Raw genomic sequence first — 15,435 nt, 5'->3', positions numbered from 1 at the left:
GCGGAAGTCCACCGACCAGGACACTGGTTGCGGAATGGGCCACGATTCGGCAACCAGGATCCTGGTCGGCGCAGATCAGCCGGTGTTGACGGTTGAGCGCAGGACCTCCGCGATCACCGGCGCCAGCGCCCGGAACGCCTTGCCGCGGTGGCTGATGGCGTTCTTCTCAGCGGGCTCCAGCTCGGCGGCCGCCCGGCCGTCGGCCTCCTCGGGCGCCAGGATCGGGTCGTAGCCGAAGCCGTTCGTGCCCCGCGGCGCGGTGAGCAGCACGCCGCGCATCTCGCCGGTGCGGACCTCCTCGCGGCCGTCGGGCGTGACGAGCGCCGCGGCGCAGACGAACCCCGCCCCGCGGTGCTCCGGTCGCACGTCCCCGAGCTGCGCGAGCAGCAGCTCCAGGTTCGCCGCGTCGTCGCCGTGCCGCCCGGACCAGCGGGCCGAGAAGATCCCGGGCGCCCCGCCGAGCACGTCGACGGCGAGGCCCGAGTCGTCGGCCACCGCCGGCAGCCCGGTCGCGGCGGCCAGCGCGCGGGCCTTGAGCAGGGCGTTCTCGGCGAAGGTCACGCCGTCCTCGACGGGCTCCGGCGCGCCGAGGTCGCCCGCCGTGCGCACCGCGCCCTCGCCCATGTCGAACCCTTGCTCGGCGAGGATCGCGGTCAGCTCGACGAGCTTCTTGCGGTTGTGGGTCGCCAGGACGAGGCGCACGCCGTCGGGCGCCGGCGTCATCGCAGCTCCTGCGCGAGCGCCGTCTGCTGGATCGCCGTGAGCTGGGCGGTGCCGGCCAGCGCGAGGTCGAGCAGCACGTCGAGCTCGGCCCGGTCGAAGGGCGCGTGCTCCGCGGTGCCCTGCACCTCCACGAACGTGCCCGAGCCGGTGACCACCACGTTCATGTCCGTCTCGGCGCGCACGTCCTCGACGTACGGCAGGTCGACCATCGGGGTGCCGTCGATGATCCCGACGCTCACCGCGGCCACCGAGTCGGTCAGCACGGGCTTGCCCCGCGATGCGATGTGGCCGTGCCGCTGACCCCACGCGACGGCGTCGGCGAGCGCGACGTAGGCGCCGGTGATCGCCGCGGTGCGGGTGCCGCCGTCGGCCTGCAGAACGTCGCAGTCGAGCACGATCGTGTTCTCGCCGAGGGCCGCCACGTCGATGACGGCGCGCAGCGACCGCCCGATGAGGCGGGAGATCTCGTGCGTCCGGCCGCCGATGCGGCCCTTGACGCTCTCCCGGTCGGAGCGGGTGGAGGTGGCGCGCGGCAGCATCGCGTACTCGGCGGTGACCCAGCCCTCGCCCGACCCCTTGCGCCAGCGCGGCACGCCGGCGGTGAACGACGCCGCGCACAGCACGCGGGTGCGGCCGAACTCGACGAGCACGGAGCCCTCGGCCTCGTCGAGCCAGCCGCGTGTGATCGTCACGGGGCGGAGCTGGTCGGGGGTGCGCCCGTCGGCGCGGGTCACGGTGGCAGGCGGGGTGGCAGGTGAGGTCACGCGACAACCCTAACTTCCCGTCGGGTGCGGGATATCTGCTGGGTCCGGGCGTCTCGACCCAACAGATGTCCCGCACTCGAGGAGCTGCGTACGCCCTCGTACCTACTGGTCGCCGAACGTCAGCTCGTCGCCCCGGCGCGCACGCCCTGGCGGACCGCTCCCGCGAATCCGGCCGGATCGGCGAGGTGGCCGAAGTGGTCGAGGTCGGGCAGCTCCGTGATCGTCGAGCCCTCGACGGTCCGGTTGAGGCGGCGCACGGACTCGAGGAGGAAGTCCGTGGTGCCCGTTCCGCCGATGACGTGGGTGGGCTTGCCGCCGAGGACGGAGTACCGGTCGATGTCGGGCCCGAGGGCGTCGATCTGCTCGAGCTCCCTCGTCCAGGTGGGTGCCAGCGGCAGGATCGCGCCCCACAGCGGGGTCTGCTTGACGTAGGGGACGGCCTCGGCGGGGAGCCGGACGAACTCGACCAGGGCGATCTCGAGGGCGCGGGCGTTGTCCCCTGCGGCGATCGCCGCGCGGTAGTCCTCGAGCTTGGGGCCGGCGACCGGGCCGAAGACCGGCAACGGGGGCTCGAAGAGGATGAGCGTGCCCTCGACCTCGTGCTGGAGCGCATAGGCGAGGGCGCAGAGCGCGCCGTAGGAGTGGGCGAGGAGGCTGGCACCGGGGCCCGCCGCCTCGATGACCGCGCGGATGTCCTCGACCTCGTTCTGGATGCTGTAGTCGGCGTTGTCGCCGCTGCGGGCGCGTCCGCGCCGGTCGAAGACGTAGCACGTGAAGTCGCGGGAGAGCTCGGCCGTGGCGGGAAGCCACTGGTCCGAGGTGGCGATCGACCCGTGCGTGATGACGAGGGCCGGTCCGCTGCCCTGGACGTAGTAGGCGATCTCGGTGCCGTCGGCCGAGGTGGTCGAGTGGTACGTGGGCTCCGTGGACATGGTCCAACTCCTTCGTTGGTGATGGTGCGGGGCTCCGGCGCCGTGAAGCGGTCGGCACCTGTGGGCGATCGTATAACGCAATTAGGTCGACCGGAAGATGGGTGTTGCACAACGCTGGCGCGACCCCTATCGTCATGAGACATGGGCGACTCCATCGTGGTGGTCGGCGGCGGACCTGGCGGTCTGTTCCTGGCCACCCTCCTTGCCAGGCAGGACGCCACCGCGACCGTCACGGTCTACGAGCGCAACCGAAGGTCTGATGCGTTCGGCTTCGGTGTCGTGTTCTCCGACGCCACGTTGCGCGAGATCGACGCGGCCGACCCCGTGCTCCGGGACGCGCTGGCCGGCCACGGGACGCACTGGGACCGCATCGAGGTCCGGAGCGACGGGGAGTCCTACGGGTTCGCGGGCAACGGCATGGCGGCCATCCACCGCAAGACCTTGCTCCGGCTCCTGCAGGACAACGCCGAGGCTGCCGGGGTCGACGTCCGGTACGGCACGGTGGCGCCACCGATCGTCGAGCTCGCCGCAGCCCACGACCTCGTCGTGGGGGCCGACGGCACCAGCTCGACGGTGCGCGCCTACCTCGAGGAGCAGACCGATCTCGGGCAGTCGGTCACCACCGCGTCGGCGAAGTTCATCTGGTTCGCCACCGAGCACATCTTCGACGGACTGACGTTCCTGCACCGAAGGTCCGAGCACGGGAACCTCGCGGTGCACGGGTACCCCATCAGCGGCGAGCTCAGCACGTTCATCGTCGAGACCGACCACGAGACCTGGGAGCGGGCGGGGCTCGGCGAGTTCGACGTGACGCAGCCGCCGGGGCGGTCGGACGAGCGGAGCAAGGCCTACCTCGCCGAGCTGTTCGCCGACGACATCGACGGCGCCCCGCTCGTGGCGAACAACTCCCGCTGGGCGAACTTTCGGACCCGCCGCACGACGACGTGGTTCCGCGACAACGTCGTGCTGCTGGGTGATGCCGTCCACACGGCGCACTTCTCGGTCGGCTCCGGCACGAAGATGGCGATGGAGGACGCCATCGAGCTCGCCCGCCAGCTCGGCCTCCACCAGGACCTGCCGACGGCGCTCGGCGCCTATCAGGACGCGCGCACGCCTGCGGTCGCGCGGATCCAGGACGCGGCAATCCCCAGCCTCGCCTGGTGGGAACGGTTCGGGCAGTACCAGCGTGACCTCGACCCGTTCACGTTCGCGTTCCACTTCTTCTCCCGCAGCATCGCCGTGGACCGGATCGAGCGTCGCGACCCCGCGCTGGTCGCGCTGGCGCGGGCGCGCTGGGTGGAGCAGCACGGCACCGACGCCCTGCACACGCCTCTGGACCTGGCCGGCGGGCGTACGGCGGGGCGCGCGCTGGAGCTCGCCGTCAAGGACGGGCGGACACAGCTGTGCGAGGCGGGCGGACCCGTCATGTCCGTCTCCGCGTCTGCGGACGGCGCCGTCACCCTCGTGGATGCGCCGGACGACGAGTCCGACCTTGCGAAGGCCGCCCACTCGCTGCCCGATCGTGGAGCGGTCGTGATCACCGGAGGCACCCCTCTGACGCGCATCCTCCTGAGCGAGGAGGCGCGACTGCGGCGCGGTCTTGTCGCGGTCGTGGTCGACGACCTGTCCGACGCCGCCATCGAGACCGCTGTGCTCGCGGGGCGCGTCGACGCGGTCGCGCGACCTCTGGGGGAGGCCCTGTGACCGCCGTCGACGCAAGGACGCCCGACGCCTATCGCCCGAGAGGACTAGATCGACAGTGAGCCACCACACCCGGACGGGCACCGTGCCCTGGCCCGACGACGTCGCCGCGCACTACCGGTCCCGCGGCTACTGGGAAGACCGCACTCTGGGCGAGCTGCTGTGGGAGGTCGCCGACGCCCGCCCCACGCAGGTCGCCGTCGTCGACGGCGACGTCCGCGTCACCTACAGAGAGCTCGTCGGCCGCGCCGACGCCGCCGCCGGACGCCTGCGCGAGCTCGGCCTCGAACCCGACGACCGGCTCCTCGTGCAGATGCCCAACGGGTGGGAGTTCATCGTCCTGACGCTCGGCTGCTTCCGGGCGGGCGTGATCCCGGTGATGGCGCTGCCCGCGCACCGGCGCCACGAGCTGACCCACCTCGCTTCCCTGTCCGAGGCTCGGGCCGTGGCGGTGCCGCGGATGCTGCGTGACTTCGACCACGAGCGGCTCGCCCATGAGCTGGTCGCCGAGCTGCCCGACCTGGAGCACGTTCTCGCCCTCGGGGAGACCGGCATGCTGGATCCTCGATCCGTGCCCCTGGCCGAGGTTCTCGCACCCGGGGAAGATCGCGAGTCCGAGCGGGCAGCCGCCGATGCCATGCGCCCGGACCCTGACTCGCCGGCGTGCTTCCTCATCTCGGGCGGCACCACAGGTCTGCCGAAGCTGATCGCCCGTACCCACAACGACTATGTCTGCAACCTGCGGGCCACGTCGGCGACGGCCGAGCTGACGGAGCACGACGTCTACCTCGGGACCCTTCCGGCGAGCCACAACTTCCCCCTGGCCTGCCCCGGAGTGCTCGGAACCCTGCTGGTCGGAGGGCGGGTCGTGATGTTGCCCAGCCCGTCGCCGGTCCGGGCCTTCGCCACCATCGAACGTGAGGGCGTCACCATCGCAGCGGCCGTCCCGGCCGTCGCGCAACGGTGGATCGAGCACCAGGAGGAGACCGGTGGCGCCAGCACCAGGACGCTGCGTGTCCTCCAGGTCGGGGGCTCGCGGCTGCCGGACGAGTACGCCGCCAGGATCGAGCCGGTCCTCGGGGCCAGGCTCCAGCAGGTCTTCGGCATGGCCGAGGGGCTGATCAACACCACCCGGCTCGACGACCCGACCGACGTCATCGTCAGGACCCAGGGCCGTCCCGTCCACGAGGCGGACGAGATCCGGATCCTCGACCCGCTCGGCGAGGACGTCCCCGACGGCGAGCCCGGGTCCATCTACACCCGCGGCCCGTACACCCCGCGCGGGTACTACAACGCGCCGGAGCACAACCAGCGGGCCTTTCTTCCCGGTGGCTGGTACGGCAGCGGGGACGTCGTCGTGCGCGGACCCGACGGCAACCTGGTCGTGCACGGGCGGGACAAGGACATGGTGAACCGGGGTGGCGAGAAGATCTCCGCCGAGGAGATCGAGGGTCTGATGTACCGCCTCGGCGACGTCGAGATCGCCGCCGCCGTCTCCATGCCGGACCCGGTCCTGGGCGAGCGGCTGTGCGTGTACGCGGTGGTCAAGCAGGGGCATCGTGCCCCGACGCTCGAGGACGTGCGCGAGGTGTTCGCCCGGGCAGAGGTCGCGGCCTTCAAGTACCCCGACCGCCTGGAGATCGTCGATCATCTGCCCATGACGAAGGTCGGGAAGATCGACAAGCGGATCCTGCGCGAGGACATCGCCGACCGCCTGCAGGAGCCGTCCGGGAGATGAGTGCCAGATGACGACCACACCAGCCACCCGGGCCTCCGGCGCCCTGCCCCAGACCATGGCCGAGGCCGACTCCGGTCCAGCTCTGAAGCCGCGCGCTCTGATCCTCGACCTGTTCGGTGACTACCTTCGCTACGCCGGCGGTGAGGCGAAGGCCGGCGACCTGGTCACGTTGCTCGGTACGTTCGGCGTCGAGCCGGCGACGGTCCGCATGACGCTGACCCGTCTGCGCCGGGAGCACTGGTTCACCACTCGTCGCGAAGGCCGCGAGGCGAACTACCTGCTCAGCGCGCACATGCTCGGAGTCCTCCAGAGCGGGCGGGAGCGCATCTTCGCCGACTACGACGAGCCGTGGGACCACCACTGGACGACGGTCGTCCAGCAGAATGCCAAGCCGGACCGGTCGACCCGTGAGCACCTCCGGCGCCAGCTGTCCTGGCTCGGTTTCGGCTCGCTGACGGCGAGCACCTGGATGACGCCGCGTGACCGCGGCGGCGAGGCCCGGGCTCTGGCGGCCGAGTTCCCAGACGTTCATTTCACCGTGATGCGCGCACAGATCGGCGAGCTCGAGGCCGACCGTGACGTCGTCGCACGCTGCTGGAACCTTGACCGGATCAACCAGATGTACGCGCAGTTCCTCGCCGACAACGGGCATCTGGCCAGAAGCAGCGCAACCCTGCGCGGAGCGGACGCACTCGTGGCCAGGACGACCTTGATCGACGGCTACCGGCACTTCCCCTTCGTCGACCCCTGGCTGCCGAAGGACCTGCGTCCCGACGGCTGGCTGGGTGCGGAGGCGAACCACCTGTTCCGCAGCGCGCACCGCGAGCTGGGCCCCGCGGCGACCGCCTTCGTCAGCGAGGTCGTCGGCGGACTGATCGACGCCCCTCAGCAATAGCTGGGGCTCTGGGAGACGTTCCCTAGAGGCTGTAGACCGCGCCCGGAGTCGCGACCTCGACCGGCCCGGCGTAGGCGGACCGCGCCTCGCGCACCGACTCCTCCGGGTCGTTCCACACGGGCAGGTGCGTGAGCAGCAGGCGGCGCGCCCCGGCCTCGGCCGCGACCTGGCCGGCCCGCAGGCCGGTGAGGTGGATGCCGGACTCGACCGCGTCGTCGCGCCCCTCGACGAAGGCGGCCTCGGACAGCAGCAGGTCGACGTCGCGCGCCAGCTCGACCACACCGGGGCAGGAGTCCGTGTCGCCGGTGTAGGCCAGGGTCGCCGTCTCGCCCGGGCGCTCCGACGACGGACCGGTCACCCGGACGCCGTACGCCTCGACCGGGTGGAACACCCGGTACGGCTCGAGCGTGAGCGGGCCGATCCGGACGGCCGCGCCGGGTGCCCACGTCCGGAAGTCGTAGTCCGCGTCCATCGACTCGCCGTCGGACAACCCGTAGGACAGGGCGACCCGGGATGCCGTGCCGGTCGGCCCGAAGACGGGCAGGCGCCGCCCCTTGCCGGTCCGCAGGGAGCCGCGCTCCGGGTGGTAGCGCAGGTAGACGTACAGGCCGGACAGGTCGGCGCAGTGGTCCGGGTGCAGGTGCGAGACGGCCACGGCATCGACGTCGAACGGGTCGACGATGCGCTGCAGGCCGCCCAGGCCCCCGTTGCCGAGGTCCAGGACGACGGTCCAGTCACGCTCCTCGGCACCGGTGGCCGCGGCCTCGTCGGCCGGGACCTGCACCACGTACGTCGAGGCGGGGGAGCCGGGGCCCGGCAGCGAGCCGGAGACCCCCACGGTGATCAGCCGCATCAGGCGGCCTCCACGAGGCTCACCTCGGGGCCGAGGAAGCGACGCGCAAGGTGCTCGAACGGCGCGGGGCTGCCGGTGGTGAGGAAGCGGTGGGCGGGGGCGCCCGACTCGGGGGAGCGCTCCAGGCCGTGCGCCACGAGGTTGCGGTACACGTCCTTGGCGGTCTCGTCCGCGCTGGACACGAGGGTGACGCCCTCGCCCATCACGTACGAGATGGCGCCCGCGAGGAGCGGGTAGTGGGTGCATCCCAGCACGAGCGTGTCGACGCCCGCCTCGCGCACCGGGTCGAGGTAGTCGTGCGCGTACTTGAGCACCTCGTCGCCCGAGGTCTGGCCCTGCTCCACGAGGCGCACGAACTCCGGGCACGCCGCGGTCGTGAGGGTCAGTCCGGGGGTCACTGCGAACGCGTCGTCGTACGCGCGGGACTGGATGGTGGCCTTGGTGCCGATGACGCCGATGCGCCCGGTCCGGGTGGTCACGACGGCGGCGCGCGCCGCCGGCAGGATGACCTCGACGATCGGGATCCCGCGCCGGACGGTGTACCGCTCGCGGGCGTCGCGCAGGGCGACGGAGGACGCCGAGTTGCAGGCGATGACCAGCATCTTGACGCCGTCGTCGACGAGCCGGTCCATCACGGCCAGGGCCATCGCGCGCACCGCGGCGAGCGGCTTGGGGCCGTACGGGCTGTTCTCGGTGTCCCCGATGTACAGGAGCTGCTCGTTCGGCAGCTGGTCCAGGATCGCGCGGGCGACAGTCAGGCCGCCGACGCCTGAGTCGAAGATCCCGATGGGAGCGTCGTTCACCCGACGAAGCCTAGCCGTGACGACGTGTCAGAACCGTTACCGGTGAGGCAGGACACGCGTGACGCAGGCCACGTCCGGCCCTCAGGCGGTGCGGCGCTCCGCCGCCCGGCGCAGGGCCGTGACGAGCGCCCTCCAGCCGACGAGCGTGACAGCGAGGAAGATGGCCGTCACCAGGCCGAACGAGACGGCGAAGCCGCCGCCCGTCACGGCGCGCAGGATCAGGCCCAGGAACACGGTGGTGAACCAGATGGACACGCCGACGGGCCACACGCGGTCCGGGGCGCTCCACGCGCGCGTCCACGCCCAGCCCGCGGCGGCTGCGAGGGCGAACGGCCACACGACGCGCAGGAAGCTCGCCGGGTCGCTGCCGTGGGACGTCATGCCGACGGCCGCGAACGCCAGGATGCTCAGGCTGTCCGCCACGATCGCGGGCCACACGGGGTTCTTCGTCACGTCCTGAGGGTAGCGCGCGGCCTGCGCCCGCCCGTCAAGCGGCCGATGTCCGAAATTTACAGACCTGATACGGGCGTGTGCGCTTGCGGACTCATCGGCCGCCCAGGATTCTTCCTGCTCCGCCCCATCGGCGGAGAACCTGACCAAGGAGACAGCATGCGCAGGAATCTCTCCCGGACCCTCCTCGGAGGCCTGACGGCTCTCGCCCTGAGCGGTGCGGCGGCGGTGGCGGTCGTCGCCCCGTCGCAGGCCCAGCCCAGCGCGAACGCGAGCGACGTCGCCGTCCAGGCGGCCGCGACGACGCAGGCAGCCCAGGACAAGGTCGTCGAGTACTGGACCTCCGAGCGGATGCGTGCGGCTGTCCCGGCCGACGTCCTTGTGGCCGGCAAGGACAAGTCGTCCGCGGGCGACAAGGTGGCCACCGGCAAGCCGACGATCGTCCCGCAGGCCAAGCCGGGCACCGGCAGCGGCTTCGTCGGTGACTACTACACGGGTGGCGGCGCGGTCGTCACGACCACCGGCAAGGTGTTCTTCACGCTCGCCGGCGTGAACTACGTGTGCTCCGGCAGCGCCGTGACCTCGGGCAACAAGGACGTCGTGCTCACGGCCGGCCACTGCCTCAACGAAGGCCCGGGCGCGTACGCCACGAACTTCGCGTTCGTCCCCGCCTACGACGACGGCGCCCGCCCCTACGGCACCTTCACCGCCCGCCAGCTCGTCACCACGACCCAGTGGGCAGGCAGCGGCGACTTCGACTACGACATCGGCTTCGCCGTCATGAACACCTTGAACGGGCAGCACCTCACCGACGTGGTGGGCAGCCAGGGCATCGGCTTCAACCTGGCCCGCGGCCAGTACATGTACTCGTTCGGCTACCCGCAGGCCAACCCCTACGACGGCTCGGACATCGCCTGGTGCCACGGCACCCCGATCCAGGACCCGTACGGCAGCCAGGACCAGGGCCTCGACTGCAACCTCACCGGCGGCTCGTCCGGCGGCCCGTGGTTCGTCAACTACAACACGACGACCGGCGTGGGCACCCTCAACTCGGTGAACTCGTTCAAGTACTCCGGCGGCCAGCTCCGCAACTACATGTTCGGCCCGTACCTGGGGTCGGTCGCGCAGACGCTGTACGGCACGGCCGCGGGTCTCTGACCCCTCCGTGCTGATGCCGAGGTAGTGGGTCCGTCCGGACGGACCCACTACCTCGGCATGTTCCGTAGGGTTGACGCATGCATCTCGTCGCCCAGGACCTCGCCTTCGCCTACCCGGGGCGGCCCGTCCTCGCCGGGGTGAGCGTGAGCGTGGCGGACGGGACCCGGCTCGGCGTGGTGGGGGAGAACGGGTCGGGCAAGTCGACGTTCCTGCACCTGCTGGCCGGAGAGCTGGCGCCGAGGTCCGGCGAGGTGCGCCGGCAGGGCACCGTGGCCCTCGTCGAGCAGGAGCTGCACCCCGCGGCGGGCGAGACGGTCGGTGACCTCGTCCGGAGCACGCTCGACGGGCTGCGTCGCGCCGCCGCGGCGCTGGAGGCCGCGGCCACCGCGTTCGACCACGACTCCGGGGACCTGCGCGAGCTGGAGCGCACCCTCGCCGCTGCCGAGCACCTCGCGGTCTGGGACGCCGACCGGAGGGTCGACGTCGCGCTCACGCGGCTCGGCGCGCCTCGCGACCTGTCACGCGACCTCGCCACGCTCAGCGTCGGGCAGCGGTACCGCGCGCGGCTCGCGTGCCGGCTCGCCGAGCGGTCCGACCTGCTGCTCCTCGACGAGCCCACCAACCACCTCGACGACTCCGCGATCGAGTTCCTCACCGGCGAGCTCGTCGCCTGGCAGGGCGGCGTCGTCGTCGTCACCCACGACCGCGAGCTCCTCGACGACGTCGCCACGGCCATCCTCGACCTCGACCCGTCGTGGGACGGCAGGCCCGTGCTGTACGGCCAGCCGGGGTACCACTCCTACCGGTTCGCGAAGAGCCAGTCGCTGCACCGCTGGCGGCAGCGCTACCGCGCCGAGCGCAAGCGGGCGGTGGCGCTCGCGGAGCGGCTGGACGCGTCCTACGAGGGGCTGTCGGACGAGTGGCGCCCCGAGAAGGGGTCGCAGAAGCACCGCCGCGCCACCCGCGCCCGGATCCACGTGAAGGCGGCCGACCGCCTGATCCAGAGGCTGGAGGCGGAGGCGATCGAGGTTCCCGTCCCGCCGGTCGAGCTCGCTTTCCCGGACCTGCCCGCCCTCTCCCCGGGATGGGACCCGGGGGAGCCGGTCGTGGAGGTGCGCAGCCCGCGGGTGGTCGCGCCGGTCGCGCCGGACGGCGACGACGAGAATAGTGTGCCAAGCGTCCGCCTCGACCTGCCGGGGACCCGGGTCGCGATCCCGGCGTCGGGTCGGCTGCTCGTCACGGGACCCAACGGGACCGGTAAGTCCACGCTGCTCGCGGCGCTCGCCGGGACGCTGCCCCTCACGCGGGGGACGCGCAGCGTCCCGTCGGGCGTGCGGATCGGCGTCGTGGGCCAGGAGAGCATGCGGCTGACGGGCCAGGCCCGCCGTCGGACCGGCTTCGAGACCTACGGGGACGAGGCGCTCGCGCTGCTCGCCGCTGGCGCGCTCGACCCGGACCACCTGGTTCCCGTGGCGTTCCTGGGGCTGCTGTCCGAGGAGGACCTCGACCGCCCCCTGGGGGAGCTGTCGGTGGGTCAGCGGCGCCGGTTCGAGCTGGCGCGCGCGCTGCTGCACGCTCCGCACGTGCTGCTCCTCGACGAGCCGACCAACCACCTGTCGATCGACCTCGTCGACGAGCTCACGCGGGCCTTGCAGGTCACCCCGGCCGCGGTGGTCGTCGCGACCCACGACCGGCGGATGCGCGACGACCTCTCCGACTGGCCGGTCCTGGACCTCACGCCGAGGTAGGGCCGCCGCTCAGGGCGGCGTCGCGCTGAGCGCGCACCTCGTCCATGTCGAGGCCCTTGACCGCTTCGACGACCTGCTTCAGCGCCGGTGCGGGCAGCGCGCCCGCCTGGCGGAACACGAGGATGCCCTCGCGGAAGGCCATGAGCGTCGGGATCGACGTCACCTGCGCAGCCGTCGGGACGCCCGGCTGGGCGTCGGTGTCCATCTTGGCGTGCACGATGTCCGGGTTCGCCTCGGACGACGCCTCGAACACGGGGCCGAACATGCGGCACGGCGGGCACCACGTCGCCCAGAAGTCGACGAGCACGATGTCGTTCTCGGTGACGGTCTTCTCGAATGTGGCGTCGGTCAGCTCGACAGTTGCCATGACGTGTCCTCTCCGTAGTGTCCTACCATGCAGCACCCGCGGCGGGGCGACTATTCCGGGCTGTTCGGGGTGTCTTGTCCGGTGCCGGTCTGGTCGCGGCACGACGGGACCTCGACGACCTGGTACAACGGACCCCGTGACGGACACAGCGGACTACCCGGCGGACGACTTCTACCGCGACACCACGCAGGCCACGGGCTGGCTGACGGACGAGGACCTCGCGGTGATCCGCGCGCAGCTACCCCTCGTGTACGTGGACGCGATCCCCGTGCGGGTGGACGAGTCGGGCGACGTCGTCGCCGTCGGTCTGCTCCTGCGGGTCAACGGGCAGGGTGTCATCACGCGGGCCGTCGTGTCCGGTCGCGTCATGTACCACGAGCGCATCCGCGACGCGCTCCTGCGGCACATCGAGAAGGACCTCGGTCCCGTCGCGCTGCCGCAGGTCCCGCCGTCGCCGCAGCCGTTCACCGTGGCCGAGTACTTCCCGACGCCCGGGATCACGGCGTACCACGACCCGCGCCAGCACGCCGTCTCGCTCGCGTACGTCGTGCCCGTCACCGGCGACTGCCGTCCGCAGCAGAACGCGCTCGACCTCGCGTGGCTCACCCCCGAGGAGGCGTGCTCGGACGCCGTCCAGGCGGAGATGGCGAACGGTCAGGGCACCCTGGTCAAGCAGGCGATGGCCCACGTGGGCCGCCTGATCTGACGGTCGGGGCGCCCTAGACTGGGCTCCGCGCGCGAGTGGCGTAATTGGCAGCCGCGCTGGATTTAGGTTCCAGTGTCCTCGGACGTGCGGGTTCGAGTCCCGCCTCGCGCACCGTGCCCGACGGCGGACGGGTCGCCTCCCGGTGGGAGGCGACCCGTCCTGACCAGATGGCATGGCTTGGTTCAGTCGCCGTCGAGCCCCAGGGTCTTGCGCAGGCGCGCCACGTGGCCCGTCGCCTTGACGTTGTACTGCGCGACGTCGACGGTCCCCTCCGGCGAGACCACCACGGTGGAGCGGATGACGCCCGTGATCGTGCGGCCGTAGTTCTGCTTCTCGCCCCAGGCGCCGTAGGCCTCGAGGACGCCATGGTCGGCGTCGGAGGCCAGCGGGAAGGTGAGACCTTCCTCGTCGGCGAACTTCGCGAGCTTCGCGACGGGGTCCGGGGACACCCCGACGACGGCGTAGCCCGCGCCCTGCAGCGACGCGAGGGAGTCGCGGAAGTCGCACGCCTCCTTGGTGCAGCCCGGCGTGCTCGCCGCCGGGTAGAAGTACACGATGACGCCCTTCGGGGCGGTCGTGCGCAGGTGCGACAGGCTGACGGACGAGCCGTCAGGGGTGGGGAGGGTGAAGTCGGGGGCCTTGTCCCCGACGTCGAGGCGGGTGCTCACGGTGCTCCTTGGGATCGGTCGCTCCGAGCCTAGCCAGGGCCAGGTCGCCCGTCACGTAGCGTTGGGTGCGTGAGCAACGCTGTGAAGAACACGCCGGCCGCGGCCGGCACCCTGCCGATCCGGATGCTGCACGACCGCCTGCTCGTGGAGCCCGAGGTCGACAGCTCGGAGCGTCAGTCGGGCGCCGGACTGGTGATCCCCGCCACCGCGGTGGGGCCGAAGCGGCTCGGATGGGCGAAGGTCGTCGCGGCCGGTGAGCACGTGCGCCAGGTCGCCGTGGGGGACCGTGTCCTGTTCGACCCGGAGGACCGCGCCGAGGTCGAGCTCGGCGGCCACGACTACGTGCTGCTGCGGGAGCGCGACGTGCACGGCGTGGCGGAGCACGAGACCCCGGAGGGGGCGACGGGGCTGTACCTGTAGCGGTTGTCGTGCAGGTCACAGGCTCGCCGCTCGCAGTGCGTCCCACCGGGCGCCAGCGGTCCTGGTAGTGTTGCTCTCCGTTGCGCGCCATTAGCTCAATAGGCAGAGCAGCTGACTCTTAATCAGCGGGTTCGGGGTTCGAGTCCCTGATGGCGCACCAGCACGAGGTCCCCGGCCACGGTCGGGGACCTCGTCTGCGGAAAGGTGACGCCTTGGGGTCGCGAGCCTGGTAACCTTTCCGTCGCACGCGCCATTAGCTCAATAGGCAGAGCAGCTGACTCTTAATCAGCGGGTTCGGGGTTCGAGTCCCTGATGGCGCACCAGCGAGGCCCTCGACCTGACGGTCGGGGGCCTTCGTCGTCCCTCCCCAAGACCGGCCCTACGCGGTGGTCGCGTCCCGGCTCAGTCCCCGGCGACAGCCGCCGTCGACCCGCGGACGACGAGCGACGTGGCGAGCTCTTCGCGCGGCGCCTCGCGCGCCGGATCGGCGCTGATCCGCAGGAGCATCCGGAGCGCCGAGGAGCCCATCTCCGCGATGGGCTGATGCACGGTGGTGAGCGCGGGGCTGACCCATTGCGCCTCGGGCAGGTCGTCGAAACCCACCACGCTGACATCGTCGGGGATCCGGAGGCCCAGCGCGGCCGAGGCGTCGTACACGCCGAGCGCCATGGTGTCGGAGCAGGCGAAGACCGCCGTCGGCGCAGGCGCGGCCCGCAGCAGCTCGGTGGCCTGCTCGGCGGCGCTCGCGCGCTTCCAGTCGGTGTGCGCGACCCGATGGTCGGGGAGCTCGAGGCCTGCCTGCGTGACGGCCGAGCGGAACCCGTCGATACGCGCCTGGCTGTAGAGATGCGTGCGCCGCCCCGCCAGTACGGCGAGGCGCCGGTGGCCGAGCGAGAGCAGGTGCTCCGCGGCCGCACGGCCACCGGCCCAGTTGGCGGCGCCCACGCTGGCGACCGTGCTCGGCGGCTGGGACACGGGATCGAGCAGCACGATCGGCACCCGCGCCGCGGCCAGCGTCGCGAGCTGTTCGCTCGTGGTGTCGACGAGCGCCAGCACCGCGCCGCGCGGCCTCCGCGCGACCAGCCTCGTGAGCCAGGCATCGTCGGGCGGCCGGGCCACCGAGACGACGACGTCGACGCCGGCCTCCTCGGCAGCGTGCGCGACGCCGCTGAGCGCGCGGTTCGCCCAGGTTCCCTCGACCCCGCTGAGCACGAGGTCGACGAACGGGGACTGCCCCCCGTGCGTCGCGGCACCCCGGCCGGACCGCCCGCGATACCCGAGCTCCGCGACGATCTCCATGATCCGCGAACGGGTCTCGGCCGAGACGTCGGAGCGGCCGCTCAGCACCTTCGAGACGGTCGGCACCGTGGTCCCGGCCGCCCTCGCCACGTCCGCGAGCGTCGTCCGGCGAGCGTTCTGCATACGGGGACGGTATCCGCTTCGGAAAAGTTGCGCAACATTGGGGCTCTTGATCTCGGGGCTGACGTCGTGTATCAAAGGACTTCGGCA

At 71.9% G+C, this 15,435-nt stretch carries 16 protein-coding genes and 3 tRNA genes; 10 read left to right on the top strand and 9 right to left on the bottom strand.

Going from position 1 to position 15,435, the window contains the following annotated elements; translation table 11 throughout:
- Positions 1 to 75: 75 nt before the first annotated feature.
- The 3 genes from rdgB to L1785_RS02170 form a co-directional block, all read right to left on the bottom strand.
- Positions 76 to 723, bottom strand: a complete 648-nt coding sequence (gene rdgB / locus L1785_RS02180; protein ID WP_236087490.1) for an RdgB/HAM1 family non-canonical purine NTP pyrophosphatase — start codon at positions 721 to 723, stop codon at positions 76 to 78.
- The gene (rph, locus tag L1785_RS02175; protein ID WP_236087489.1) at positions 720 to 1,487 is read right to left on the bottom strand and encodes a ribonuclease PH; all 768 of its coding nucleotides are present in this window, start codon (positions 1,485 to 1,487) and stop codon (positions 720 to 722) included. Before rph ends, rdgB begins: the two co-directional genes overlap by 4 nt.
- Positions 1,488 to 1,606: 119 nt before the next feature.
- Positions 1,607 to 2,419 carry an alpha/beta fold hydrolase gene (locus L1785_RS02170; RefSeq protein ID WP_236087488.1) on the bottom strand — a complete coding sequence of 271 codons (813 nt, stop codon included), beginning with the start codon at positions 2,417 to 2,419 and terminating at the stop codon, positions 1,607 to 1,609.
- Positions 2,420 to 2,560: 141 nt separating this feature from the next.
- On the opposite strand from L1785_RS02170, the gene L1785_RS02165 reads away from it, so the two are divergent.
- Genes L1785_RS02165 through L1785_RS02155 form a run of 3 tightly spaced genes read left to right on the top strand, consistent with a single transcriptional unit; the run spans position 2,561 to position 6,753 of the window.
- Positions 2,561 to 4,123, top strand: coding sequence for an FAD-dependent monooxygenase (locus L1785_RS02165; protein WP_236087487.1), 1,563 nt, complete (start codon positions 2,561 to 2,563; stop codon positions 4,121 to 4,123).
- A 55-nt stretch (positions 4,124 to 4,178) separates the two neighbouring features.
- A complete protein-coding gene (locus tag L1785_RS02160) occupies positions 4,179 to 5,858 on the top strand; it encodes a (2,3-dihydroxybenzoyl)adenylate synthase (RefSeq protein WP_236087486.1) in 1,680 nt (559 codons plus the stop codon).
- Between the two features lie 7 nt (positions 5,859 to 5,865).
- The gene (locus L1785_RS02155) at positions 5,866 to 6,753 is read left to right on the top strand and encodes a PaaX family transcriptional regulator (protein ID WP_236087485.1); all 888 of its coding nucleotides are present in this window, start codon (positions 5,866 to 5,868) and stop codon (positions 6,751 to 6,753) included.
- Between the two features lie 22 nt (positions 6,754 to 6,775).
- Here L1785_RS02155 and L1785_RS02150 read toward each other — a convergent pair whose 3' ends face one another.
- The 3 genes from L1785_RS02150 to L1785_RS02140 form a co-directional block, all read right to left on the bottom strand.
- Positions 6,776 to 7,606: an MBL fold metallo-hydrolase gene (locus tag L1785_RS02150; RefSeq protein ID WP_236087484.1), complete on the bottom strand. Its 831-nt coding sequence runs from the start codon at positions 7,604 to 7,606 to the stop codon at positions 6,776 to 6,778.
- Positions 7,606 to 8,409, bottom strand: coding sequence for a glutamate racemase (gene murI / locus L1785_RS02145; RefSeq protein ID WP_236087483.1), 804 nt, complete (start codon positions 8,407 to 8,409; stop codon positions 7,606 to 7,608). The genes L1785_RS02150 and murI overlap by 1 nt, the downstream gene beginning before the upstream one ends.
- An 81-nt stretch (positions 8,410 to 8,490) precedes the next feature.
- Entirely contained in the window at positions 8,491 to 8,862 is a 372-nt protein-coding gene (locus tag L1785_RS02140) for a DUF3054 domain-containing protein (protein WP_236087482.1), read from the bottom strand.
- Between the two features lie 156 nt (positions 8,863 to 9,018).
- On the opposite strand from L1785_RS02140, the gene L1785_RS02135 reads away from it, so the two are divergent.
- Both L1785_RS02135 and L1785_RS02130 read left to right on the top strand, forming a co-directional pair.
- A complete protein-coding gene (locus tag L1785_RS02135; protein ID WP_236087481.1) occupies positions 9,019 to 10,017 on the top strand; it encodes a trypsin-like serine peptidase in 999 nt (332 codons plus the stop codon).
- Positions 10,018 to 10,094: 77 nt separating this feature from the next.
- Complete coding sequence (locus tag L1785_RS02130) at positions 10,095 to 11,765, top strand: ABC-F family ATP-binding cassette domain-containing protein (RefSeq protein ID WP_236087480.1); 1,671 nt, start codon at positions 10,095 to 10,097, stop codon at positions 11,763 to 11,765.
- Here the strand turns inward: L1785_RS02130 and trxA are convergent.
- Entirely contained in the window at positions 11,752 to 12,132 is a 381-nt protein-coding gene (gene trxA, locus L1785_RS02125; RefSeq protein WP_236087479.1) for a thioredoxin, read from the bottom strand. The two genes, L1785_RS02130 and trxA, sit on opposite strands and share 14 nt — an antisense overlap.
- Positions 12,133 to 12,268: 136 nt before the next feature.
- Between trxA and L1785_RS02120 the strand changes: the two genes are divergently transcribed.
- Positions 12,269 to 12,838 (top strand): NUDIX hydrolase family protein, encoded by a 570-nt coding sequence (locus L1785_RS02120; protein ID WP_236087478.1) that lies wholly within the window; start codon positions 12,269 to 12,271, stop codon positions 12,836 to 12,838.
- 29 nt (positions 12,839 to 12,867) lie between these two features.
- Positions 12,868 to 12,949, top strand: a tRNA-Leu gene (locus tag L1785_RS02115).
- 71 nt (positions 12,950 to 13,020) lie between these two features.
- Here the strand turns inward: L1785_RS02115 and L1785_RS02110 are convergent.
- Positions 13,021 to 13,506: a peroxiredoxin gene (locus tag L1785_RS02110; RefSeq protein WP_236087477.1), complete on the bottom strand. Its 486-nt coding sequence runs from the start codon at positions 13,504 to 13,506 to the stop codon at positions 13,021 to 13,023.
- Positions 13,507 to 13,629: 123 nt separating this feature from the next.
- On the opposite strand from L1785_RS02110, the gene L1785_RS02105 reads away from it, so the two are divergent.
- The 3 genes from L1785_RS02105 to L1785_RS02095 all read left to right on the top strand — a co-directional run bounded on the left by L1785_RS02105 (position 13,630) and on the right by L1785_RS02095 (position 14,249).
- Entirely contained in the window at positions 13,630 to 13,926 is a 297-nt protein-coding gene (locus L1785_RS02105) for a GroES family chaperonin (RefSeq protein WP_236087518.1), read from the top strand.
- 84 nt (positions 13,927 to 14,010) lie between these two features.
- Positions 14,011 to 14,086 (top strand) — tRNA-Lys (locus tag L1785_RS02100).
- 87 nt (positions 14,087 to 14,173) lie between these two features.
- Positions 14,174 to 14,249 (top strand) — tRNA-Lys (locus L1785_RS02095).
- Between the two features lie 79 nt (positions 14,250 to 14,328).
- On the opposite strand, the gene L1785_RS02090 is transcribed toward L1785_RS02095, so the two are convergent.
- Positions 14,329 to 15,348, bottom strand: coding sequence for a LacI family DNA-binding transcriptional regulator (locus L1785_RS02090; protein WP_236087476.1), 1,020 nt, complete (start codon positions 15,346 to 15,348; stop codon positions 14,329 to 14,331).
- Between the last annotated feature and the right edge of the window lie 87 nt (positions 15,349 to 15,435).

Origin of the sequence: Antribacter soli (assembly GCF_021568775.1) — a bacterium.
Taxonomy (GTDB): domain Bacteria; phylum Actinomycetota; class Actinomycetes; order Actinomycetales; family Cellulomonadaceae; genus Antribacter; species Antribacter soli.
Note: the sequence above shows the minus strand (reverse complement) of the source record. Positions and strands in the feature narration are given on the sequence as shown.

What these genes read in the sequence shown, in the direction of transcription:
- rdgB (WP_236087490.1), bottom strand. Translation starts at nt 723, where the DNA reads ATGACGCCGGCGCCCGACGGCGTGCGCCTCGTCCTGGCGACCCACAAC.
- L1785_RS02170 (WP_236087488.1), bottom strand. Translation starts at nt 2,419, where the DNA reads ATGTCCACGGAGCCCACGTACCACTCGACCACCTCGGCCGACGGCACC.
- L1785_RS02165 (WP_236087487.1), top strand. Translation starts at nt 2,561, where the DNA reads ATGGGCGACTCCATCGTGGTGGTCGGCGGCGGACCTGGCGGTCTGTTC.
- L1785_RS02155 (WP_236087485.1), top strand. Translation starts at nt 5,866, where the DNA reads ATGACGACCACACCAGCCACCCGGGCCTCCGGCGCCCTGCCCCAGACC.
- L1785_RS02150 (WP_236087484.1), bottom strand. Translation starts at nt 7,606, where the DNA reads ATGCGGCTGATCACCGTGGGGGTCTCCGGCTCGCTGCCGGGCCCCGGC.
- L1785_RS02135 (WP_236087481.1), top strand. Translation starts at nt 9,019, where the DNA reads ATGCGCAGGAATCTCTCCCGGACCCTCCTCGGAGGCCTGACGGCTCTC.
- L1785_RS02130 (WP_236087480.1), top strand. Translation starts at nt 10,095, where the DNA reads ATGCATCTCGTCGCCCAGGACCTCGCCTTCGCCTACCCGGGGCGGCCC.
- trxA (WP_236087479.1), bottom strand. Translation starts at nt 12,132, where the DNA reads ATGGCAACTGTCGAGCTGACCGACGCCACATTCGAGAAGACCGTCACC.
- L1785_RS02105 (WP_236087518.1), top strand. Translation starts at nt 13,630, where the DNA reads ATGCTGCACGACCGCCTGCTCGTGGAGCCCGAGGTCGACAGCTCGGAG.
- L1785_RS02090 (WP_236087476.1), bottom strand. Translation starts at nt 15,348, where the DNA reads ATGCAGAACGCTCGCCGGACGACGCTCGCGGACGTGGCGAGGGCGGCC.